General features: G+C 56.9%; 12 protein-coding genes. 9 read left to right on the forward strand and 3 right to left on the reverse strand.

Going from position 1 to position 16,178, the window contains the following annotated elements; all coding sequences use genetic code 11:
- The first annotated feature begins 33 nt into the window (after window positions 1-33).
- The 3 genes from GbCGDNIH8_RS07460 (at window position 34) to GbCGDNIH8_RS07470 (ending at window position 3,474) form a co-directional block, all read left to right on the forward strand.
- Window positions 34-1,278, forward strand: coding sequence for an LL-diaminopimelate aminotransferase (locus tag GbCGDNIH8_RS07460; RefSeq protein ID WP_072572706.1), 1,245 nt, complete (start codon window positions 34-36; stop codon window positions 1,276-1,278).
- Entirely contained in the window at window positions 1,271-2,587 is a 1,317-nt protein-coding gene (locus GbCGDNIH8_RS07465) for a homoserine dehydrogenase (protein WP_072572707.1), read from the forward strand. The genes GbCGDNIH8_RS07460 and GbCGDNIH8_RS07465 overlap by 8 nt, the downstream gene beginning before the upstream one ends.
- Window positions 2,588-3,012: 425 nt before the next feature.
- Window positions 3,013-3,474 (forward strand): Ros/MucR family transcriptional regulator, encoded by a 462-nt coding sequence (locus GbCGDNIH8_RS07470; RefSeq protein ID WP_072572708.1) that lies wholly within the window; start codon window positions 3,013-3,015, stop codon window positions 3,472-3,474.
- A 98-nt stretch (window positions 3,475-3,572) separates the two neighbouring features.
- On the opposite strand, the gene GbCGDNIH8_RS07475 is transcribed toward GbCGDNIH8_RS07470, so the two are convergent.
- A complete protein-coding gene (locus tag GbCGDNIH8_RS07475) occupies window positions 3,573-5,207 on the reverse strand; it encodes a hypothetical protein (RefSeq protein ID WP_157692576.1) in 1,635 nt (544 codons plus the stop codon).
- A gap of 507 nt (window positions 5,208-5,714) precedes the next feature.
- Here GbCGDNIH8_RS07475 and GbCGDNIH8_RS07480 point away from each other — a divergent pair.
- Window positions 5,715-6,914, forward strand: a complete 1,200-nt coding sequence (locus tag GbCGDNIH8_RS07480; protein WP_081368898.1) for a serine hydrolase domain-containing protein — start codon at window positions 5,715-5,717, stop codon at window positions 6,912-6,914.
- A 14-nt stretch (window positions 6,915-6,928) separates the two neighbouring features.
- Here GbCGDNIH8_RS07480 and GbCGDNIH8_RS07485 read toward each other — a convergent pair whose 3' ends face one another.
- The gene (locus GbCGDNIH8_RS07485) at window positions 6,929-8,296 is read right to left on the reverse strand and encodes a lytic transglycosylase domain-containing protein (protein ID WP_172822995.1); all 1,368 of its coding nucleotides are present in this window, start codon (window positions 8,294-8,296) and stop codon (window positions 6,929-6,931) included.
- 194 nt (window positions 8,297-8,490) lie between these two features.
- Between GbCGDNIH8_RS07485 and GbCGDNIH8_RS07490 the strand changes: the two genes are divergently transcribed.
- From GbCGDNIH8_RS07490 to GbCGDNIH8_RS07510, 5 genes are all read left to right on the forward strand, one after another.
- Entirely contained in the window at window positions 8,491-9,138 is a 648-nt protein-coding gene (locus GbCGDNIH8_RS07490) for a GNAT family N-acetyltransferase (protein WP_072573730.1), read from the forward strand.
- Window positions 9,135-10,037: a carbon-nitrogen hydrolase family protein gene (locus GbCGDNIH8_RS07495; protein ID WP_072572711.1), complete on the forward strand. Its 903-nt coding sequence runs from the start codon at window positions 9,135-9,137 to the stop codon at window positions 10,035-10,037. The genes GbCGDNIH8_RS07490 and GbCGDNIH8_RS07495 overlap by 4 nt, the downstream gene beginning before the upstream one ends.
- Window positions 10,038-10,050: 13 nt before the next feature.
- Window positions 10,051-11,244, forward strand: a complete 1,194-nt coding sequence (gene lpxB / locus GbCGDNIH8_RS07500) for a lipid-A-disaccharide synthase (RefSeq protein ID WP_081368899.1) — start codon at window positions 10,051-10,053, stop codon at window positions 11,242-11,244.
- Window positions 11,245-11,329: 85 nt separating this feature from the next.
- Complete coding sequence (locus tag GbCGDNIH8_RS07505; protein ID WP_157692577.1) at window positions 11,330-11,914, forward strand: hypothetical protein; 585 nt, start codon at window positions 11,330-11,332, stop codon at window positions 11,912-11,914.
- 358 nt (window positions 11,915-12,272) lie between these two features.
- Window positions 12,273-14,993, forward strand: a complete 2,721-nt coding sequence (locus GbCGDNIH8_RS07510; RefSeq protein ID WP_072572714.1) for a S8 family serine peptidase — start codon at window positions 12,273-12,275, stop codon at window positions 14,991-14,993.
- A gap of 60 nt (window positions 14,994-15,053) precedes the next feature.
- Here GbCGDNIH8_RS07510 and GbCGDNIH8_RS07515 read toward each other — a convergent pair whose 3' ends face one another.
- Entirely contained in the window at window positions 15,054-16,061 is a 1,008-nt protein-coding gene (locus tag GbCGDNIH8_RS07515) for a Gfo/Idh/MocA family protein (protein ID WP_072572715.1), read from the reverse strand.
- Window positions 16,062-16,178 lie beyond the last annotated feature (117 nt).

Genomic DNA, 16,178 nt, shown 5'->3' on the forward strand with positions numbered 1-16,178 from the left:
TCACCTTTCAGCGTCTCTGACCGGATTGCATCCATGCCCGAAGAGTTTCACCGTATCCGCCGCCTGCCGCCCTATGTCTTCGCGGAAGTGAATGGTGCCAAGGCCCGTGCCCGTGCAGCGGGAGAGGATATTATCGACCTCGGCATGGGCAATCCCGATGGACCAACACCGCCGCATATCGTCGCCAAACTGGTCGAGGCCGTGCAGGATCCCCGCACCCATCGTTATTCCGTCAGCAAGGGCATTACCGGGCTGCGCAAGGCGCTGGCGAATTATTACGAGCGCCGCTTTGGCGTCACCCTGAATCCGGAAAACGAAGTCATCGCCACGCTCGGCTCCAAGGAAGGGCTGGCCAATCTGGCGGCCGCCATCACCAGTCCGGGCGATACGATTCTGGTTCCCAACCCGTCCTATCCGATCCACCAGTTCGGCTTCATCATCGCCGGAGCCGCCGTACGCAGCATTCCGGCCACACCGGATGAGACCATGTTGCGGGCGCTGGATGTCGCGGTCCGGCACTCCGTGCCGAAGCCGACCGCACTGATCGTCAACTTCCCCTCCAACCCCACCGCCTGGGTGGCTGATCTCGATTTCTATCGCGAGCTGGTGGCGTTTGCGCGCAAGCACGAGATCTACATCCTCTCCGACCTCGCCTATGCCGAGATTTACTTCGGGGATCGCGTCCCGCCCTCCATCCTTCAGATCGAGGGGGCCAAGGATATTGCGGTGGAATTTACCTCTCTCTCCAAAACCTACTCCATGCCAGGCTGGCGCATGGGCTTTGCAGCAGGCAATCCGCGGCTGATCAATGCGCTGACACGCATCAAATCCTATCTGGATTATGGCGCCTTCACCCCCATTCAGATCGCCGCCGTCGCTGCCCTGAACGGGCCGCAGGATTGCGTCGCCGATATGCGCAAGCTCTACAAGGAACGCCGTGACGTGCTGATCCGCGGCCTGCATGCCGCAGGGTGGAATGTGCCTTCCCCGGAAGCCAGCATGTTTGCCTGGGCGCCGATTCCGGAACAGTACGCGCATCTGGGCAGCGTGGAATTCTCCAAACTGCTCCTGTCCCGTGCCAAGGTTGCCGTGGCCCCAGGTATTGGCTTCGGCGAGTATGGCGACTCCCATGTCCGCATCGCGCTGGTCGAAAATACCCAGCGCCTGCGTCAGGCGACCCGCAATATCCGCGCCTTCCTGCAAGGCCATTCCAATGTTGCCGAGCCGGATAGCGATCCCGGTGCCGATACCAACGAGAAAGCTTCCGAACATGCCTGATACACGCCTCTCTTCCTCTGCTTCTCCGCTACGTATCGGTATTGCCGGACTGGGCACCGTAGGTGCCGGCGTGGTACGCATCCTGACGGAAAATGCTCCCCTGCTCGCGGCGCAGGCCGGTCGGCGGCTGGATCTGGTTGCAGTTTCGGCGCGTGACCGCTCCCGCAATCGCGGCGTCGATCTGGGAGGCGTGCGCTGGTATGAAGACCCGACTGCCCTGGCCTCTGATCCTGATGTTGATGTCGTGGTGGAGGTGATTGGCGGCTCCTCCGGTCCGGCCGCCACTCTGGTCGAGGCAGCGCTTGAGGCTGGCAAGCCGGTCATTACCGCCAATAAGGCGCTGATCGCCGTGCATGGCGCACGACTCGCCGCACTGGCTGAAAAGCATGGTGTGCCGCTTACCTTCGAAGCAGCGGTGGCGGGTGGCATTCCGATCCTGAAAACCATCCGCGAAGGCCTGAGTGCCAATCGCATCCGCCGTGTCGCCGGTATCCTGAACGGCACCTGCAACTACATCCTGACCGTGATGCGGGAGCAGGGCCGGGACTTCGGTGATGTTCTCGCTGAAGCACAGGCACTCGGCTATGCCGAAGCCGATCCCAGCTTCGATATTGATGGTGTGGATGCAGCCCATAAGCTGGCCATTCTGGCTGCTCTCTCTTTCCGCCGCCCGGTTTCGTTCCAGGATGTCCATATCGAAGGTATTCGCGGCATCACGGCACTTGATATCGGATTTGCACAGACGCTCGGCTACCGCATCAAGCTGCTGGGTATCGCCCAGCACAATGCAGAAGGTGTATCCGCACGCGTTCATCCCTGCATGGTTCCGGAAGGCACCTCCATTGCGCATGTAGACGGCGTGTTCAATGCCGTGCTGGCAGAGGGCGACTTCGTAGGCCGAATCCAGATGGAAGGCCCCGGAGCCGGCAGCGGGCCAACCGCCAGTGCCGTAATCGCCGATCTGCTGGATATCGCCCGTGGACGTGCCGGACCGGCCTGGGGGGTTGAGTCCTCCGCACTGACTCAGGCGCAGGCCGTGCCGATCAACGCACATCACGGAGCCTATTATCTGCGTCTGATGGTGGTCGATCGTCCCGGCGTACTGGCCGATGTCACCGCAATTCTGCGCGATCACGGTATTTCTCTCGAAAGCATGCTGCAGAACGGACGCAATCCGGGCGAAACCGTGCCGATCGTTCTGGTCACGCATGAAACAACGGAAGCATCCATGCAGGATGCGCTGACCATGATCTCGGAACTCGATGCAGTACAGGAACGTCCAGCCCTGATCCGTATCGAAAAGAGCTGATCTACGGGACCATTTTTCTATTATATGATCTGAGGGAACTGCCTGATGGAGGAAAACCCTCTGTCAGGCAGTTTTGATTATATACCGTTTGACCGTGACAGGCTTACGGAATGTTTACTGATAAAGTGAATTTGAACAATAAATGCCTTTTGCGTGCTTATTTTATATAGATTTTTTTTACCACGAAATGAATTCTACTGTCTCTTGGAGAAGAGAAGTTATTTAGCCGTATCCCTAATCCGTTACGATTAAATTGTATTTTATAATATAATCTCCTATTAAGAGATTGAAATTCATTGTTATTTTTTAAAGCCCGTTATGTCCAATGCGCAATATGGAGGGGAAATAAATTTTTTACTAAAAAATTGCCATGAAGATTTTATTTGCTTAATAATAGTCAGCCTATTTTTATCAGGAGAGGCAACTTGTCGGACGATACCCCCCCTTCCCGTCTTCTTGAATTAACTGCCCAGATAGTTGCCGCCCATATCAGCCATAATTCTGTGCAAGCTGAAGCAGTACCTGCATTTATTCAGCAGATACATCATACACTCAGCACGATCGGGACGCCTGTTGTCGAGCCGGAACGATTGACCCCGGCCGTTCCCGTCAAGCGTTCGGTCTTTCCGGATTACATCGTGTGTCTGGAAGACGGCAAAAAACTGAAAATGCTGAAGCGGCATCTTCAATCCGCCTATTCCATGACTCCCGAGCAATATCGTCAGCGCTGGAGCCTTCCGCCTGATTATCCCATGGTCGCCCCAAACTATGCAGAGCGACGCTCCAGTCTTGCGAAGCAGAATGGTCTGGGCCGCAAAACACGCGATGAGTCCGATGAGATTGAAGTCCCCGCGGCGCCTCGTCGTCGGCGCAAGACAACAGCCTGAAACGAATATACCGCGCCTCATCTCCATGGGGCGCGGTATAGTGTGTTCGGATTCAGAATAAGCACAGGCCGGGGTATCTTCCCCGGCCTGCTTCATTATTACTGGAACGGATAGTAACGGATGCTGAACATTGCAATATGTGCATGGGCAACCGGAGAACCTCCCAGCCCTTTGAACGCAGTCCGCTCGGTATAGGAATACTGCAGGCCGGTCTGAACGGTGCCGTAGGGCCCCTTCAGAGCTCGCCACCAGAAACCGGCGGTTCCCTGCACGATACCAGACGTATTACCGACACAGGTGCCAGCTGCAGCGCCTTCGATCGAGCATCCGACATTGCTGTAAAGCGGGCTGCCGTAGCCGTACCCCTTACCATTCACGCTGTAGGAACGGGAACCTTCCTGCTCCGTGCCCACATAGGCATAGAGGTCGAGTGAAGGCCGGGGATGGCCAACCACGCCCACCATAGCCATGACTTCCGGCAACGGAACCGGATCACCATTGCGGCCCAGTGTCGCATCCGGAAGCTGGGAGCTGCCGTAACGACCAATACCAACACCGGCGAGGAAGTTACCCTGCAGAGTAACCTTCTTGTTGAACATCGGGATGACGAAGGATGCGCCACCACCACCTGCCGGAACGATCTGGCTGCTGCCGCTGCCGTTATACGTCACATGCGTGCGCAGGAAACGCGCCACACCGAACAGTTCATAATGACCATAGCCCGGATCGAAAGCCACTTTCGCGGTGATATCGGGCGCCGGATCAAGTGAATAGTTGTTGGTGCCGGCATAACCGGAGCCACCAGCCTGAGCATAGGTAACGGTCGCACCACCCAGAGCTACATCGGTCGCCGACTGACCAGCCGTCGTGACCTGATTAGGACCGACATACATGCTGGTCTGCGGGTTTTCGAGGCCCATGGCGATGTTGACGCGGTGGTTATCCAGCGTCTTCCACAGACGGACCTGCGGCTGGCGGGTCCAGACGAAGCCCGGCAGGTACTGGGCATCGATGGTAAATGGTGTCAGTTCCTTACGCGGCGTGATCTCTGAAGTGGACTGCGTCAGAAGCGACCAGGTCTGGCCAGCCAACAGATGGAGACCCATATCGGTTCGGTCGATCGTCAGATAACCATGACGCAGACGCGGGTTATAACTGTTGCTCTCCGTAGAGTTCGCAGTCGGGGCAGCGCCGAGGAAGTCGGATTCCAGATAGGCGGCCAGATGGGTATATTTGCCCACATCAGACTGCGCCAGCAGCGACACGCGGCTCTGACGCGCTGTCTCGCGGAATTCCGAGAGATTGCCAGCCACGTTATTGCGGAACGGGATACCGTTCCAGCTGGAGGCAATATCAGCCCCTTCACTGGCTGTACGGAACACGCTAGCAGCTTCGATGAAGCCACCGACCGTGATCGTCACCGGGCCGAGGCGCAACGCGCCCTGGGTCTTGCCGCCATCCGCCAGCTGTGCAGAGGTTGCGCTGTCATAGGCCGGGCTGCTGCGCGTGATGCCGATGATGCTGCCCAGGTTACCGGCAGGCTGCATATCAAGCGCATGCGTCACCTGACGCGCTGCAGCTTCACTGCGGATAGCCGTTTCCTGAGCCTGCTTCGCTTCCTGATGAGCCGCGACAATATCCTTGTCACGACGAGCAAGCTCGGAGCGCACATGATGCAGTTCGCCCTTCAAGGCCTGAATCTGCTTTTCTATTGCCACGACCTTGTCGTCCATGCTGTCCGCATGGGCGGTTTGGAAACTGGCCGCTGCAACTGCAGTCGCTGCCAGTAAGCTGCACTTGAATGCTGAATGCGCCTTGCGCATGAGCTCCCCGCTATAATCGTTTCGGTGGCCGGCTCATTACGACCAGACACAGTTCGATAAAAATGAAGCTTCCAAGACATTGCGAACGTACAACGAACATTTTATGGCAAGGGGTCTGTTTCATCATTCGTTGAAGAATGATCAGCCACACTCAGCCTTCCATTGAGAATCACGGAAACAAGGTGAACCGTGCAGGGAGATTTCGTTTTTTGATCGAAATATCAATCAATCATGCCACGCGATCCCAGCACCCAGCGCGTGATGCCAGGGCAACCAACGCTTTGTCCGGCCCAAATGTTTACCCAGCATGACGGTCACATGACGATGAATTATCATTTTCCGTCCCTTACGCACCGCCTCGATTTCAGCGATGGTATAAGCTAGCCACGCGATTTCAGGATGCAGATTTTATTTCCCATGACCCCAGATCAATTACCCCCCCGACTAAATACGTTATCCCGACTATGGTACTGGGCGTTTCTGGGAGCAGCGGGAAGTGCCATTGCAATTGGTGGATTGGCATGGGGATTGACGGCTTACAAAAACATGCCGGATCCGGTGACACTGGCACGGCTGGCTTTTGTCGAGCCATCCCAGCGGGGAGCACTTTTTGCGAGCCGGGAAATTCCGCCTTCTTCCCATCCTCTGCCATTCAAGGAAAATTTCCGCCCCTGGATCAAGACCGTTCCATGGAAAGGCCAGCAGGTCTCTGTTCAGCAATTCCTTGATGCGACCAGAACCAATGCAATTGTCGTGGTCAATGAAGGGGTCATTAAACAGGAATGGTACCGGGATGGCATGGGGCCGAATACACTGTTTCCATCGTGGTCTCTGGCCAAATCGATTGTCTCACTCATGGTCGGTCAGGCAATCGGTCGGGGATTGCTGCATGAGGATGACAGGCCGGAAGCCCTGCTGCCCAACCTTCAGAAAGCAGGCATTGATCCCCGCATCACTGTGCGCAATCTGCTGGATATGACCAGCGGTCTGGCCATCCCCGAGAACTACAATCCCTGGCATCCTTTCCGGGGAACTGCCGGGATGTATCTGACGCATGATCTGGGGGCCTATATCCGCGCCCATCACTCTCTGGCCTTTACGCCGGGCAGCAAGGGCGTCTATCGCAGTGTGGATACTGAGATCCTCGGCCTGATCCTGTCGCGGGTAGAGCATCTGACACTCTCCGAAATCCTGTCGAAAGGCATCTGGGATCCGATCGGAGCCAAGCGTGCCGCGTACTGGAATCTGGATCATCCGGGTGGACGCGAAAAGGCATTCTGCTGCATCAATGCGGCTGCACGGGATTTTGCCAAAATCGGGCAACTCGTAATGGATCGCGGTCGTGTCGGAAACAGGCAGATCATCCCCGAATTCTGGATCGAGCGCCTTTACCATCCCGCTCCTGCACGGGTCGACGGGCTGGAATATTCCGCCCAATGGTGGCACACGGAATCGGACATCAACGATATCTCCGCCATTGGGGTGTATGGCCAGTATATCTATATCGATCCTGTCTCACGCAGCGTCGTCGTCAAACTGAGTGATTACGGCGCCGAACAGGATGAGGCCGAGACACTCGACGTTCTCAACATCCTGGCCGAAGCAGCCAAGGATTAAAGCGCTTTTCTCCATCAGGAGCCGGGCGGAACCACCATGCAGGAAAGCTGCCTGCGACTGAGTTCATTACAGGCCTGACTGGCCTGTGCGGCGGTCAGTTGAGTCAGCCGTGCACGATAAAGCACGTTTCCGCCAAACGGTGCTGTTGTCGGTATCACCACCTGTGCATTGTGCAACACGGCGGGGGCCGCGTTCCGTGCTCCGCTGGCCACGGTCTGTGCCAGCGAACGGCTGGCGAAAGCACCGACCTGAACGGACCAGCTGCCTCCGGTTGCGGCAGTAGCCGGTATCACCACCGGAGCTGTCGGCCGGTAACGTGACACAACCGTTGGCGGTGTCATGACCCTTGCGGTGGGATAAGATGAAGCCGCCCCATAGCTGTTCTGCCGCCCGGAAGGATAGGCACTGCTGCCATAGGGTGGAACAGGTGGAGGCAAGGCTGATGCAGACACACTCGCCTGTGTTATGGGCCCTTGGGTTGTTGCCTCTGGGGCTGTTGCAACCTGCGCCCCCATATCCCGGCAGGGTCGGGAGGGGTCGAATGCCGAATCCTTGTCACAATTCTCCGCGGTCGGTCCATGCGACACAAACGGTTGTGCGGCACCTCCGTAAGAAGCAAGTGTAACGCCTCCTGTCATGCCACTGCCCTCCCCCGGCTGGCAGGGACGCGACGGATCATAGGCCGTATCAGGATCACAGGCAGAGCTGCTGCCTGTTGTGGCAAAACGTCGCTGAGGGGCAGCCTGTGCCACCATCACGGGCGCAGATGTTGCGGGAGAGAAACCGCCCCCCAGACGAGGCGCAATGATCGAGACATAGTTGACGGTCTCACCCGGCAAGCCACCGGTTCCGTTCAGATAGGAAGCCAACCGCCCCGGCCCTGCATTATAGGCCGCCAGAAAGCCGGGAGAGCCGTACTGATCATACATTTCCCGGATATAAGCCGTTCCCGCCAGCACATTGTTATGCGGGTCATACGGATCATCCCCGAGGTGATAACGGTCCCGCATCAGGGAATATGTACCGGGCATCAACTGCAACAATCCCATAGCCCCGGCCGAAGAAACGGCGGTGGAGCGTCCGGCACTTTCCTGCCGCATCACAGCACGAATCCAGCTTTCGGGCACAGAAAAGCGTTGTGATGCTTCCTTGATATACGGACCCCACGGATCGGAGGGCGGACCAGGGGGTGTATATTCACCGCTTGATCCGTATTCCTCTCCGCCACTGCCGTCATAGGGAACGCCACCATAGGAAGAGGCTGACCGCCCGGAATGCCCCCCACAGGCCGCCAAAGCGCACAGGGCACCGAGACTCGCCACCATGCCAAAGCGCCTCGCAAAAAGGCCGAGCGACCCGTTTTCGGGCATTTCGTTCCCCAAACCCTGCATATCCGCCTTCACGGATTTCCGAAAGATGCCGCGGCATCCTAGAGATGACATCATGAAAATGCTACAAGCATCTGATGCGACTTGGCATTTGCGTTCTTACTTCTGCCTTTCCGTGATATTCCTGCTGCACTTTGGAACAGGTACGGCATCTTGCCTTCGGCAGATCACCCCAATATGCACGCATCATGAGCCAGACATCTTCCTCCTCCCCTTCTTTGCGCATTGAAACCCTGTCGGGAGAAGCGCTCGTTCCAGTGCTGCCCGCGCTTGCCCGCCTGCGGCTGAGCGTATTCCGCACATGGCCCTATCTGTACGATGGTGATCAGGCCTATGAACAGCGCTACCTCCAGACCTATGTGCGCAGCCCCGGTGCGGGGGTGGTGCTGGCATGGGATGGAGAGCGTGCAGTCGGAGCCTCCACCTGCCTGCCCATGGTCGAGGAAGAAGAAAACGTCTCCGAGCCATTCAGGAAGCGTGGATGGGATCCGGCCCGGTTTTTCTATTTCGGCGAAAGCGTTCTGCTGCCTGAATATCGCGGCGGCGGCGTTGGTGTTGCCTTCTTCCGGGAGCGTGAAGCCCACGCGAAACGCGTCTCCAACTGTGACTACGCCACGTTCTGCTCGGTGAAGCGGCCGGAGAACCATCCGTCCCGCCCGGCAGACTGGGTACCACTGCATGAATTCTGGACCCGTCGCGGCTTTACGCCATTTCCCTCCCTGACCTGCCGCATGTCATGGAAGGATGTCGGCGAGCCTGAGGAGACCGAAAAGGAACTGACATTCTGGATCAAATCCCTGTCCGGCGCCCCTCTGCCGGAAGAGAGCCCAGTATGAACAGCACTGCCAAAACCCTGAAGATCGGTGTACTGGCCTATCCCATCGAAGGTGTTACGCTGGAAGGCTATGCGGCAAAGCTCGACCGGCTGGTGGCTGAAGCCGCCGCCGCTGGAGCCGAATTGCTGCTGATGCCTGAATATGCCTGTGTCGAGGTTGCCGGTGGCTATGTTTCCAGCCCCGATGTCGATGCGGAACTGAATGCGGTCTGCGCACGTGCCGCCGGAATTCTGGCGGCCCAGCGGGATGTTGCCATGAAATATGGCGTCTGGCTGGCACCCGGATCCGTGCCGGTGCGCGGGCCGGATGGCGTTACGATCAACCGCGCTCCGCTCTTTGCCCCTGATGGCAGCGTCGCCTTTCAGGACAAGCGGGTGATGACACGGTTCGAGAACGAACACTGGTTTGTCTCGCCGGGCGCGCCACCGGGGATTTTTGAAACCCCGTGGGGCAAAATCGGACTGACCATCTGTTATGATACCGAATTCCCCGCCCTTGCCCGCGCGCAGGTAGAGGCCGGAGCCTGGCTGATTCTGGCCCCCTGCTGCACCGATACGCTGCGTGGCTATAACCGTGTTGGCTTCTCTGCACGGGCACGGGCGCTGGAAAACCAGTGCTATGTCGCTGTGGCTCCGACGGTGGGCGATGCTGCATGGTCAGGGGCTCTGGACACCAATCGCGGCTACGCAGCCGTGTATGGCCCGGTGGATCGCGGGTTCCCCGAGGATGGTATGATCGCTCGCGGTGCGCTGGATGAGCCGGGCTGGATTTACGCCACGCTTGATCCGGCGAAAATTGAGGATGTACGGGTCAATGGCGGCGTGCTGAATCACCGTGACTGGCCGGCACCGGTCGGCGCATGCGCCATCCTGCCACGTGGAGCACTGGAAACAGCGTGAGCGGAGACAACCCGTGACAGCTCCGCTGATCTACATCGTCGCCGGTGAGCATAGTGGCGATGTACTCGGCGCCAGGCTGATCCATGCATTGCGAGCCCTCAACCCGTCGATCCGCTTTGCGGGGATTGGCGGGCCGCGCATGGAAGAATGCGGGTTTCAAAGCCTGTTCCCCATGCATGAACTGGCCGTCATGGGGCTGGTGGAAATCCTGCCACGGGTGCTGAAGCTGCGACGACGGTTGCAGCAGACAGTTCAGGATATTGAAACCCGCCGTCCTGATCTGGTGCTGACCATCGACAGTCCCGGCTTCTGCCTGCGCCTGTTGCGCGCCATACAGCCCTTCGGGATCAAAAGGGTGCATTACGTCGCACCGCAGGTATGGGCATGGCGGGAACATCGCGTCAAACGGTTTCCGGGTCTGTGGGAGCGGCTGCTCTGTCTGCTGCCCTTCGAGGAAAAATGGTTTGCCGAGCGCAATGTGCCGGGACAGTTTGTGGGTCACCCGGTGCTGGAATCCGGGGCTGATCAGGGGGATGCCGCCCGCTTCCGCGCCCGGCATGGTCTGGCCGAAGATGCCCGCGTGATCGTGCTGATGCCCGGCAGCCGGGCCAATGAAGCAGGCAGGTTGCTGCCCGTCTATGGCGAGACGCTGCGTCTGCTGATGCGGGATATACCAACCATCACACCAGTTATCCCGCTTGCCACCAGCACGGCACATACGGTGCGGGGGGCTGTCTCCTCCTGGCCTGTGCGGCCGATTTTCATCACCGACATTGCCGACAAACACGACGCCTTTGCCGCCGCCGAGGCCGCACTGACCAAATCCGGCACATCGACGCTGGAACTTGCCATGGGCGGTGTTCCAATGGCGGTAACCTATCGTGTCAACCGTATTACCGCCATGATGGCACGCAGGCTGATCCGTGTGCCGTATGTTGCCATGGTTAATCTGCTGGCAGGCCGTGAAATCGTTCCGGAGCTTCTTCAGGAAAACTGCACCCCCACAAAAATAGCTGCGGTTTTAACCAGTCTGATGAACAACCACCCTGATACCAGTGGCGTGGGTACCGCCGACCGTCAGAAACAGGCATTGAAGGCAGTGGTTGCTTCCCTGCATGCGCCCAATCAGCACGCACCGGATGGACTGCCCTCGGCTGCCGCTGCGGCCTCCATCATGGATGTGCTGGGCCAATCATCATCCGGCTGATTGCGGTCAGCAAATCGACAACAGCCTCCAGGGCTGTTATTCATGCGCGTATTATTAACTCCTGATTGCATAAGGTTGAGTGATTGTGACCCTGCTAATGCCGCTCGCCATGCATGAAAAAGAAATCGAGTTACTGACTATTTTTCTTGAGTCGACACAGAATTATGTCGAATTCGGAGCCGGAGGCAGCACATGTCTTGCCGCCCAACATGTCAGCAAAAGCATTCATACGACTGATTCTTCCATTGACTGGCTGCAGCACGTCGAAAACACCTGCCGTTCCGCCAACACACCCGTTTTTCCTGTCACGCGATTTGTTGATATAGGCCCGATTGCTGCATGGGGCGTACCAACTGATTTAAGTAAACGCCCTATCTGGCCCAATTATCATGAGGAATGCTGGGGTGATCCCGCCTACTCGGAAGGCGACTTCTACCTGGTGGATGGGCGGTTCCGTGTTGCATGTTTCATGCAGATTTTACTGCATGCTCCCGCGGATGCATGCATCGCCCTGCACGATTACACCACGCGTCAACATTACCACATTGTTGAAACGGTTGCGCGCCCTATTGCTCGCCAGCTCGATTTATCCATTTTTGTACGTCGCTCCGATACACGCCCAGTAACTGTCAGGCGTATTCTGGAAGAATATCGTTATGAAGTCGCATAAGGGTTAAACAAGGGAGGGCATCCCCTTTCTGCTTCCCCTTTTTGCAGATATCTCACCCTGCACACATCAAGGGAGCCTGATTGACCGTACCGGGATGTGCTATCTCATCCCCTGTATTTATCCAGACCGCCCACGACCTGTTTATTTAAAAGTCTTTGCTGGTATGGGCTTCACGGAAATGACACTTCCAAACAAATCTATGACCAAGCATAATATGCAGGTCAATGCGTAATACAAGACAGAACAAGATACAATCCGCTACAGAACAATGAGAAATGTTCTGATATAGAAAAATCATTTCTTTCCTAAAAATTTTGTTGTTAAATCAGGATTATCTTGATCATGGAAAGTCCGCATTATGACCACTCTGCCCAATGATCCTCTTTTCAAATACCAGTGGGGTTTGCAGAACACAGGTCAGTTTAACGGTTACATTGCCGGAATTGATATCAATGTTCTTCCACTATGGTCAGAATATACCGGCGCTGGGGTAAAAGTAGCCGTCGCAGATACCGGATTTCAGCTTGACCACCCCGACTTTGCCGGGCGTGTTGATACAGCAGAAAGCTGGAATGCCGTCAGCGATACACCAGGCGGAAGCCCTGTTACTGCCAATGACAATCATGGTACAGCGGTCGCCGGCATTATCGGTGCCGGTATCAACGACGCTATCGGCGGGACAGGCGTCGCCCCAAGGGTAACACTGCTATCATTGCGTGTTCTGGGCAATCAGACGGATGAAAGCCGGGATAGTGACGCAACGGAACGGGCAACAACCATCGGATTTTCCAAAGCTCTTCTGGCAAATGTCGATGTCATCAATAACAGCTGGGGACCGACCAATCCAAGAGTGGGCCCAAATGCCAAAACTGTTTTCAGTGATAACTGGTCTGGCGGCCAGAATCAGGAAGGCATCGCCATTTCCGCACTCGCGACTTATGGCCGACAGGGAAAAGGCACTGTCATCGTTTTTTCAAACGGAAATGCCCGTAAATATGATGACGACGCCAATCTGAACAATAACACCAATTCAAGATTTGCCATTGCTGTCGCTGCCATTGATGGAAACGGACACTATTCGACATACAGTTCTGCGGGCGCAAATCTTCTGATTTCTGCACCCGGAAGTGAGGGAGGAAGCACAACCACGCCCGCAGGCGGGATCGTAACGTCTGACCGGACAGGTTCAGACGGTTACAACAAAACGCCGGGTAATGCGGGTAATTATACATACGGATTTAACGGCACATCAGCCGCCGCGCCTTTTATCAGTGGCGTGGCTGCCCTCATGCTGCAGGCTAACCCCTCACTCGGCTATCGTGATGTTCAGCAGATCATGGCCTATACAGCGCGGCAGAATGATGCCTCCGACACATCATGGCTGGACAATGGAGCCCAAAGCAGCAATGGCGGAGGTCTCCATTTCAGTCGCGATTATGGATTTGGGCTGGTCGATGCACATGCCGCGGTGCGGGTCGCAGAAAGTTATGGCGTCCTGACCGATTATGGCATGAACGGTTTCAGCAAATCCGAACTCAACGTTACCCAGCAAAATGTCAATTTTGCTCCCTCCAGTCCAGCCACCATCGCAGCCGGGCAGAACTATACATTCTATCTTGGCTATACAAGCTTGATAAGTGTGGAGCATATTGATCTCCTGTTGTCTCTCAATGCTCCGGATACGAGTGCGCTGACAGTTACCCTCAAATCGCCTGACGGAACATCTGTCAATCTTGTTGACCAAACCCCGAATGTCTCCAAGGAATCAGCCAACGTTGCATGGCCGGGAACTTTCAGCCTTGGCAGTTTTGCTTTCATGGGTGAAGATTCGACTATTCTGTCCAGTTCCGGCCAGATTACGGGCCGCTGGTATGTCACCATTACCAATCAGGGCAGCACACCAATTTCATTTAACTCCGCTAATCTTGGACTCAGCGGCAGCCAATACAGCTATAAATCCTTTCTCTACACTGACAGCTACGCAAATCAGGTGACGGCTGATCCTCATCGGGCCTATGCAATCGTGCCTGGCGCCGATACAGACGTTATCATGAATGCCTCGGCCGTGACTGGCTCCGTTTCAGCCGATCTGCCAAACAACAAAATCAGCATCAACGGGGTTGAGACATATGTCTCAACCACCCATGCGGTTCCTTCTCCCGGGTTCACGCCATCAATTGACGCATTTTTCAGCGGCGATGGAAACGATACACTGGTTGGAGGCACCGGACAGCTTCTGGCTCCCGGGCGTGGGAATAACAGTGTCCTACTGGGGGGCAGCACAGGAATCGTTCAGTCTATCGGTAACGATACCATCACTGCACTTCAGGGAAGTGCTACGGTTAACGCCTCCGGTCATGCCACAATCTTCTCCAATGCGGCCCAACTGAATTTCGTGGGTACGGGAGGGGCCAGCACCATCGTTGGTGGAACGGGCATATTGTCGGTCAGTGGCGGCAGCGCACAGGTCACTGTCTTCGGCAGCAGTGGCGGCAATGATACCATTCTGGGCGGCAACAGCGGTAACAACCAGCTTGCTGCCAATGGTTCCGGCTCGACACTGTTTGGTGAAAGCGGCTCCAGCGTTCTTTATGGCAGCAATACAGGCGCATCGACGCTGGTGACAGCCGGAACAAATAACACCGTCTTTGGCGGCACGGGTGGCAGCACAATCCTCAGCAATGGCACCCATGATCTGGTGGTCATGGATCAGGGCGCCACGACCCTGTTCGGTGGGCAGAATGCCGCCATTTTCACCAACAGCGCCAATGCCAATATCATCGGCGAGACAGGTTCCTACGCCGTTGGATTTGGCAGCGGTACCAGCACCGCATGGGCCAGTTCCTCCACCGATCTGTTCCTGTTCGCCAATGGACAAGCCGGAGGTAACGTCACCATCAGCAATTTCCAGGTCGGGAAAGATTTCATCCAGTTGCAGGGATATGGCGACAACGTGGTGCAGACTGTTCTCGCCAACGCGACACAAAGCGAAGCCGGCCTGTCGATGACACTGAGTGACAATACGCATATCACTCTGGCAGGGATCACCTCCCTGAACAGCGACAGCTTCATGGCGTAAAAGGTAAAAGCAGGCCAAAAGAAGAGGGGCAAAAGGTAGTCCCCTCTTCCTGAATTGCTGTTATCCCTCGTGACGGATCAGCCCGGAGACTTCCAGACGGGCCCGCGTGTCATTCATGCTTTCCGCCACCGCCAAAGCCGCGGCCAGAGCGCGTCTGCCTGCATGAGCGTTCACCAGCACCGGAGCACCATCGAGGATCGAAGCCGCAAATGCCTCATGCTCCGCCGCCAGAGCATCATGGTCCTTCCACCCGGTTTCCTCGATTCTGGCCCCCTGCCCGCCAGGAATGGGCAGGCCGCGATCACGCCCGATCATCATCAGCTTGCGATCCATGAAATTCACGGACATGTACCCATTTTGCGCGAACAGGCGCATTTTGCGCTCGGTCTTGAGCGAAATCCGGCTTGCTGTGATGGTCGCCACCGCGCCGTTTTCGAAACGCAGCCTTGCATTGGCGATATCCTCATGCGGTCCGGCGACGGGGGCACCCACCGCATCGACAGACAGGATCGGGCTGTCCACCAGCGCCAGTACCAGATCGAGATCATGGATCATCAGATCCAGAATCACCGAAACATCAGTGCCCCGTGGCTTGAAAGGCGCAATGCGTGTCGCCTCGATATAAAGCGGGCGCTCCATACGGTTCGCAACTGCCGCGTATTCTGCGGAATAGCGCACCAGATGTCCCACCTGAAGCACACGCCTTTTTGCCTCGGCCAGAGCCGCCAACCGGTCTGCCTGTTCCAGAGTCGCGGCGATGGGCTTTTCGATCAGCACATGCAGCCCGGCTTCCAGAGCAAGCTCGGCCAGCGAGAAATGCGCCTCGGCGGGGGCTGCAATCACGATCGCATCACTCTGCTCCAGCAGGGCCTCAAAGCCCAGCGCCACAGTTTTCGTCTCCTTCGCCAGCACGCGCGCCCGCGCCTCATCGGGATCAAAGATACCGACCAGCACCGCCCGGCGGCTGGAGGCGATTTTCAGGGCATGAAACCGCCCGAAATGACCGGCACCGGCAAGGCCGATGCGAAGGGTCGATCCTGAAGGCAGCGTGTCGTGTGTCTGGCTCATGGCATGCCGGTTTAGCAGGGGTTGCGCGCTTTGCCATCCTCTCTCCTGCCTCTCTTGCGCTGATGGAGAGAGATGCCGCCTTGCCATGGGAGCCTCGCCCGTGTCATCTGCCGCCCC

The organism is Granulibacter bethesdensis, from assembly GCF_001889545.1.
Lineage (GTDB): Bacteria > Pseudomonadota > Alphaproteobacteria > Acetobacterales > Acetobacteraceae > Granulibacter > Granulibacter bethesdensis_B.

What these genes read in the sequence shown, in the direction of transcription:
- GbCGDNIH8_RS07460 (WP_072572706.1), top strand. Translation starts at nt 34, where the DNA reads ATGCCCGAAGAGTTTCACCGTATCCGCCGCCTGCCGCCCTATGTCTTC.
- GbCGDNIH8_RS07465 (WP_072572707.1), top strand. Translation starts at nt 1,271, where the DNA reads ATGCCTGATACACGCCTCTCTTCCTCTGCTTCTCCGCTACGTATCGGT.
- GbCGDNIH8_RS07475 (WP_157692576.1), bottom strand. Translation starts at nt 5,207, where the DNA reads ATGGACGACAAGGTCGTGGCAATAGAAAAGCAGATTCAGGCCTTGAAG.
- GbCGDNIH8_RS07480 (WP_081368898.1), top strand. Translation starts at nt 5,715, where the DNA reads ATGACCCCAGATCAATTACCCCCCCGACTAAATACGTTATCCCGACTA.
- GbCGDNIH8_RS07490 (WP_072573730.1), top strand. Translation starts at nt 8,491, where the DNA reads ATGAGCCAGACATCTTCCTCCTCCCCTTCTTTGCGCATTGAAACCCTG.
- GbCGDNIH8_RS07495 (WP_072572711.1), top strand. Translation starts at nt 9,135, where the DNA reads ATGAACAGCACTGCCAAAACCCTGAAGATCGGTGTACTGGCCTATCCC.
- GbCGDNIH8_RS07510 (WP_072572714.1), top strand. Translation starts at nt 12,273, where the DNA reads ATGACCACTCTGCCCAATGATCCTCTTTTCAAATACCAGTGGGGTTTG.
- GbCGDNIH8_RS07515 (WP_072572715.1), bottom strand. Translation starts at nt 16,061, where the DNA reads ATGAGCCAGACACACGACACGCTGCCTTCAGGATCGACCCTTCGCATC.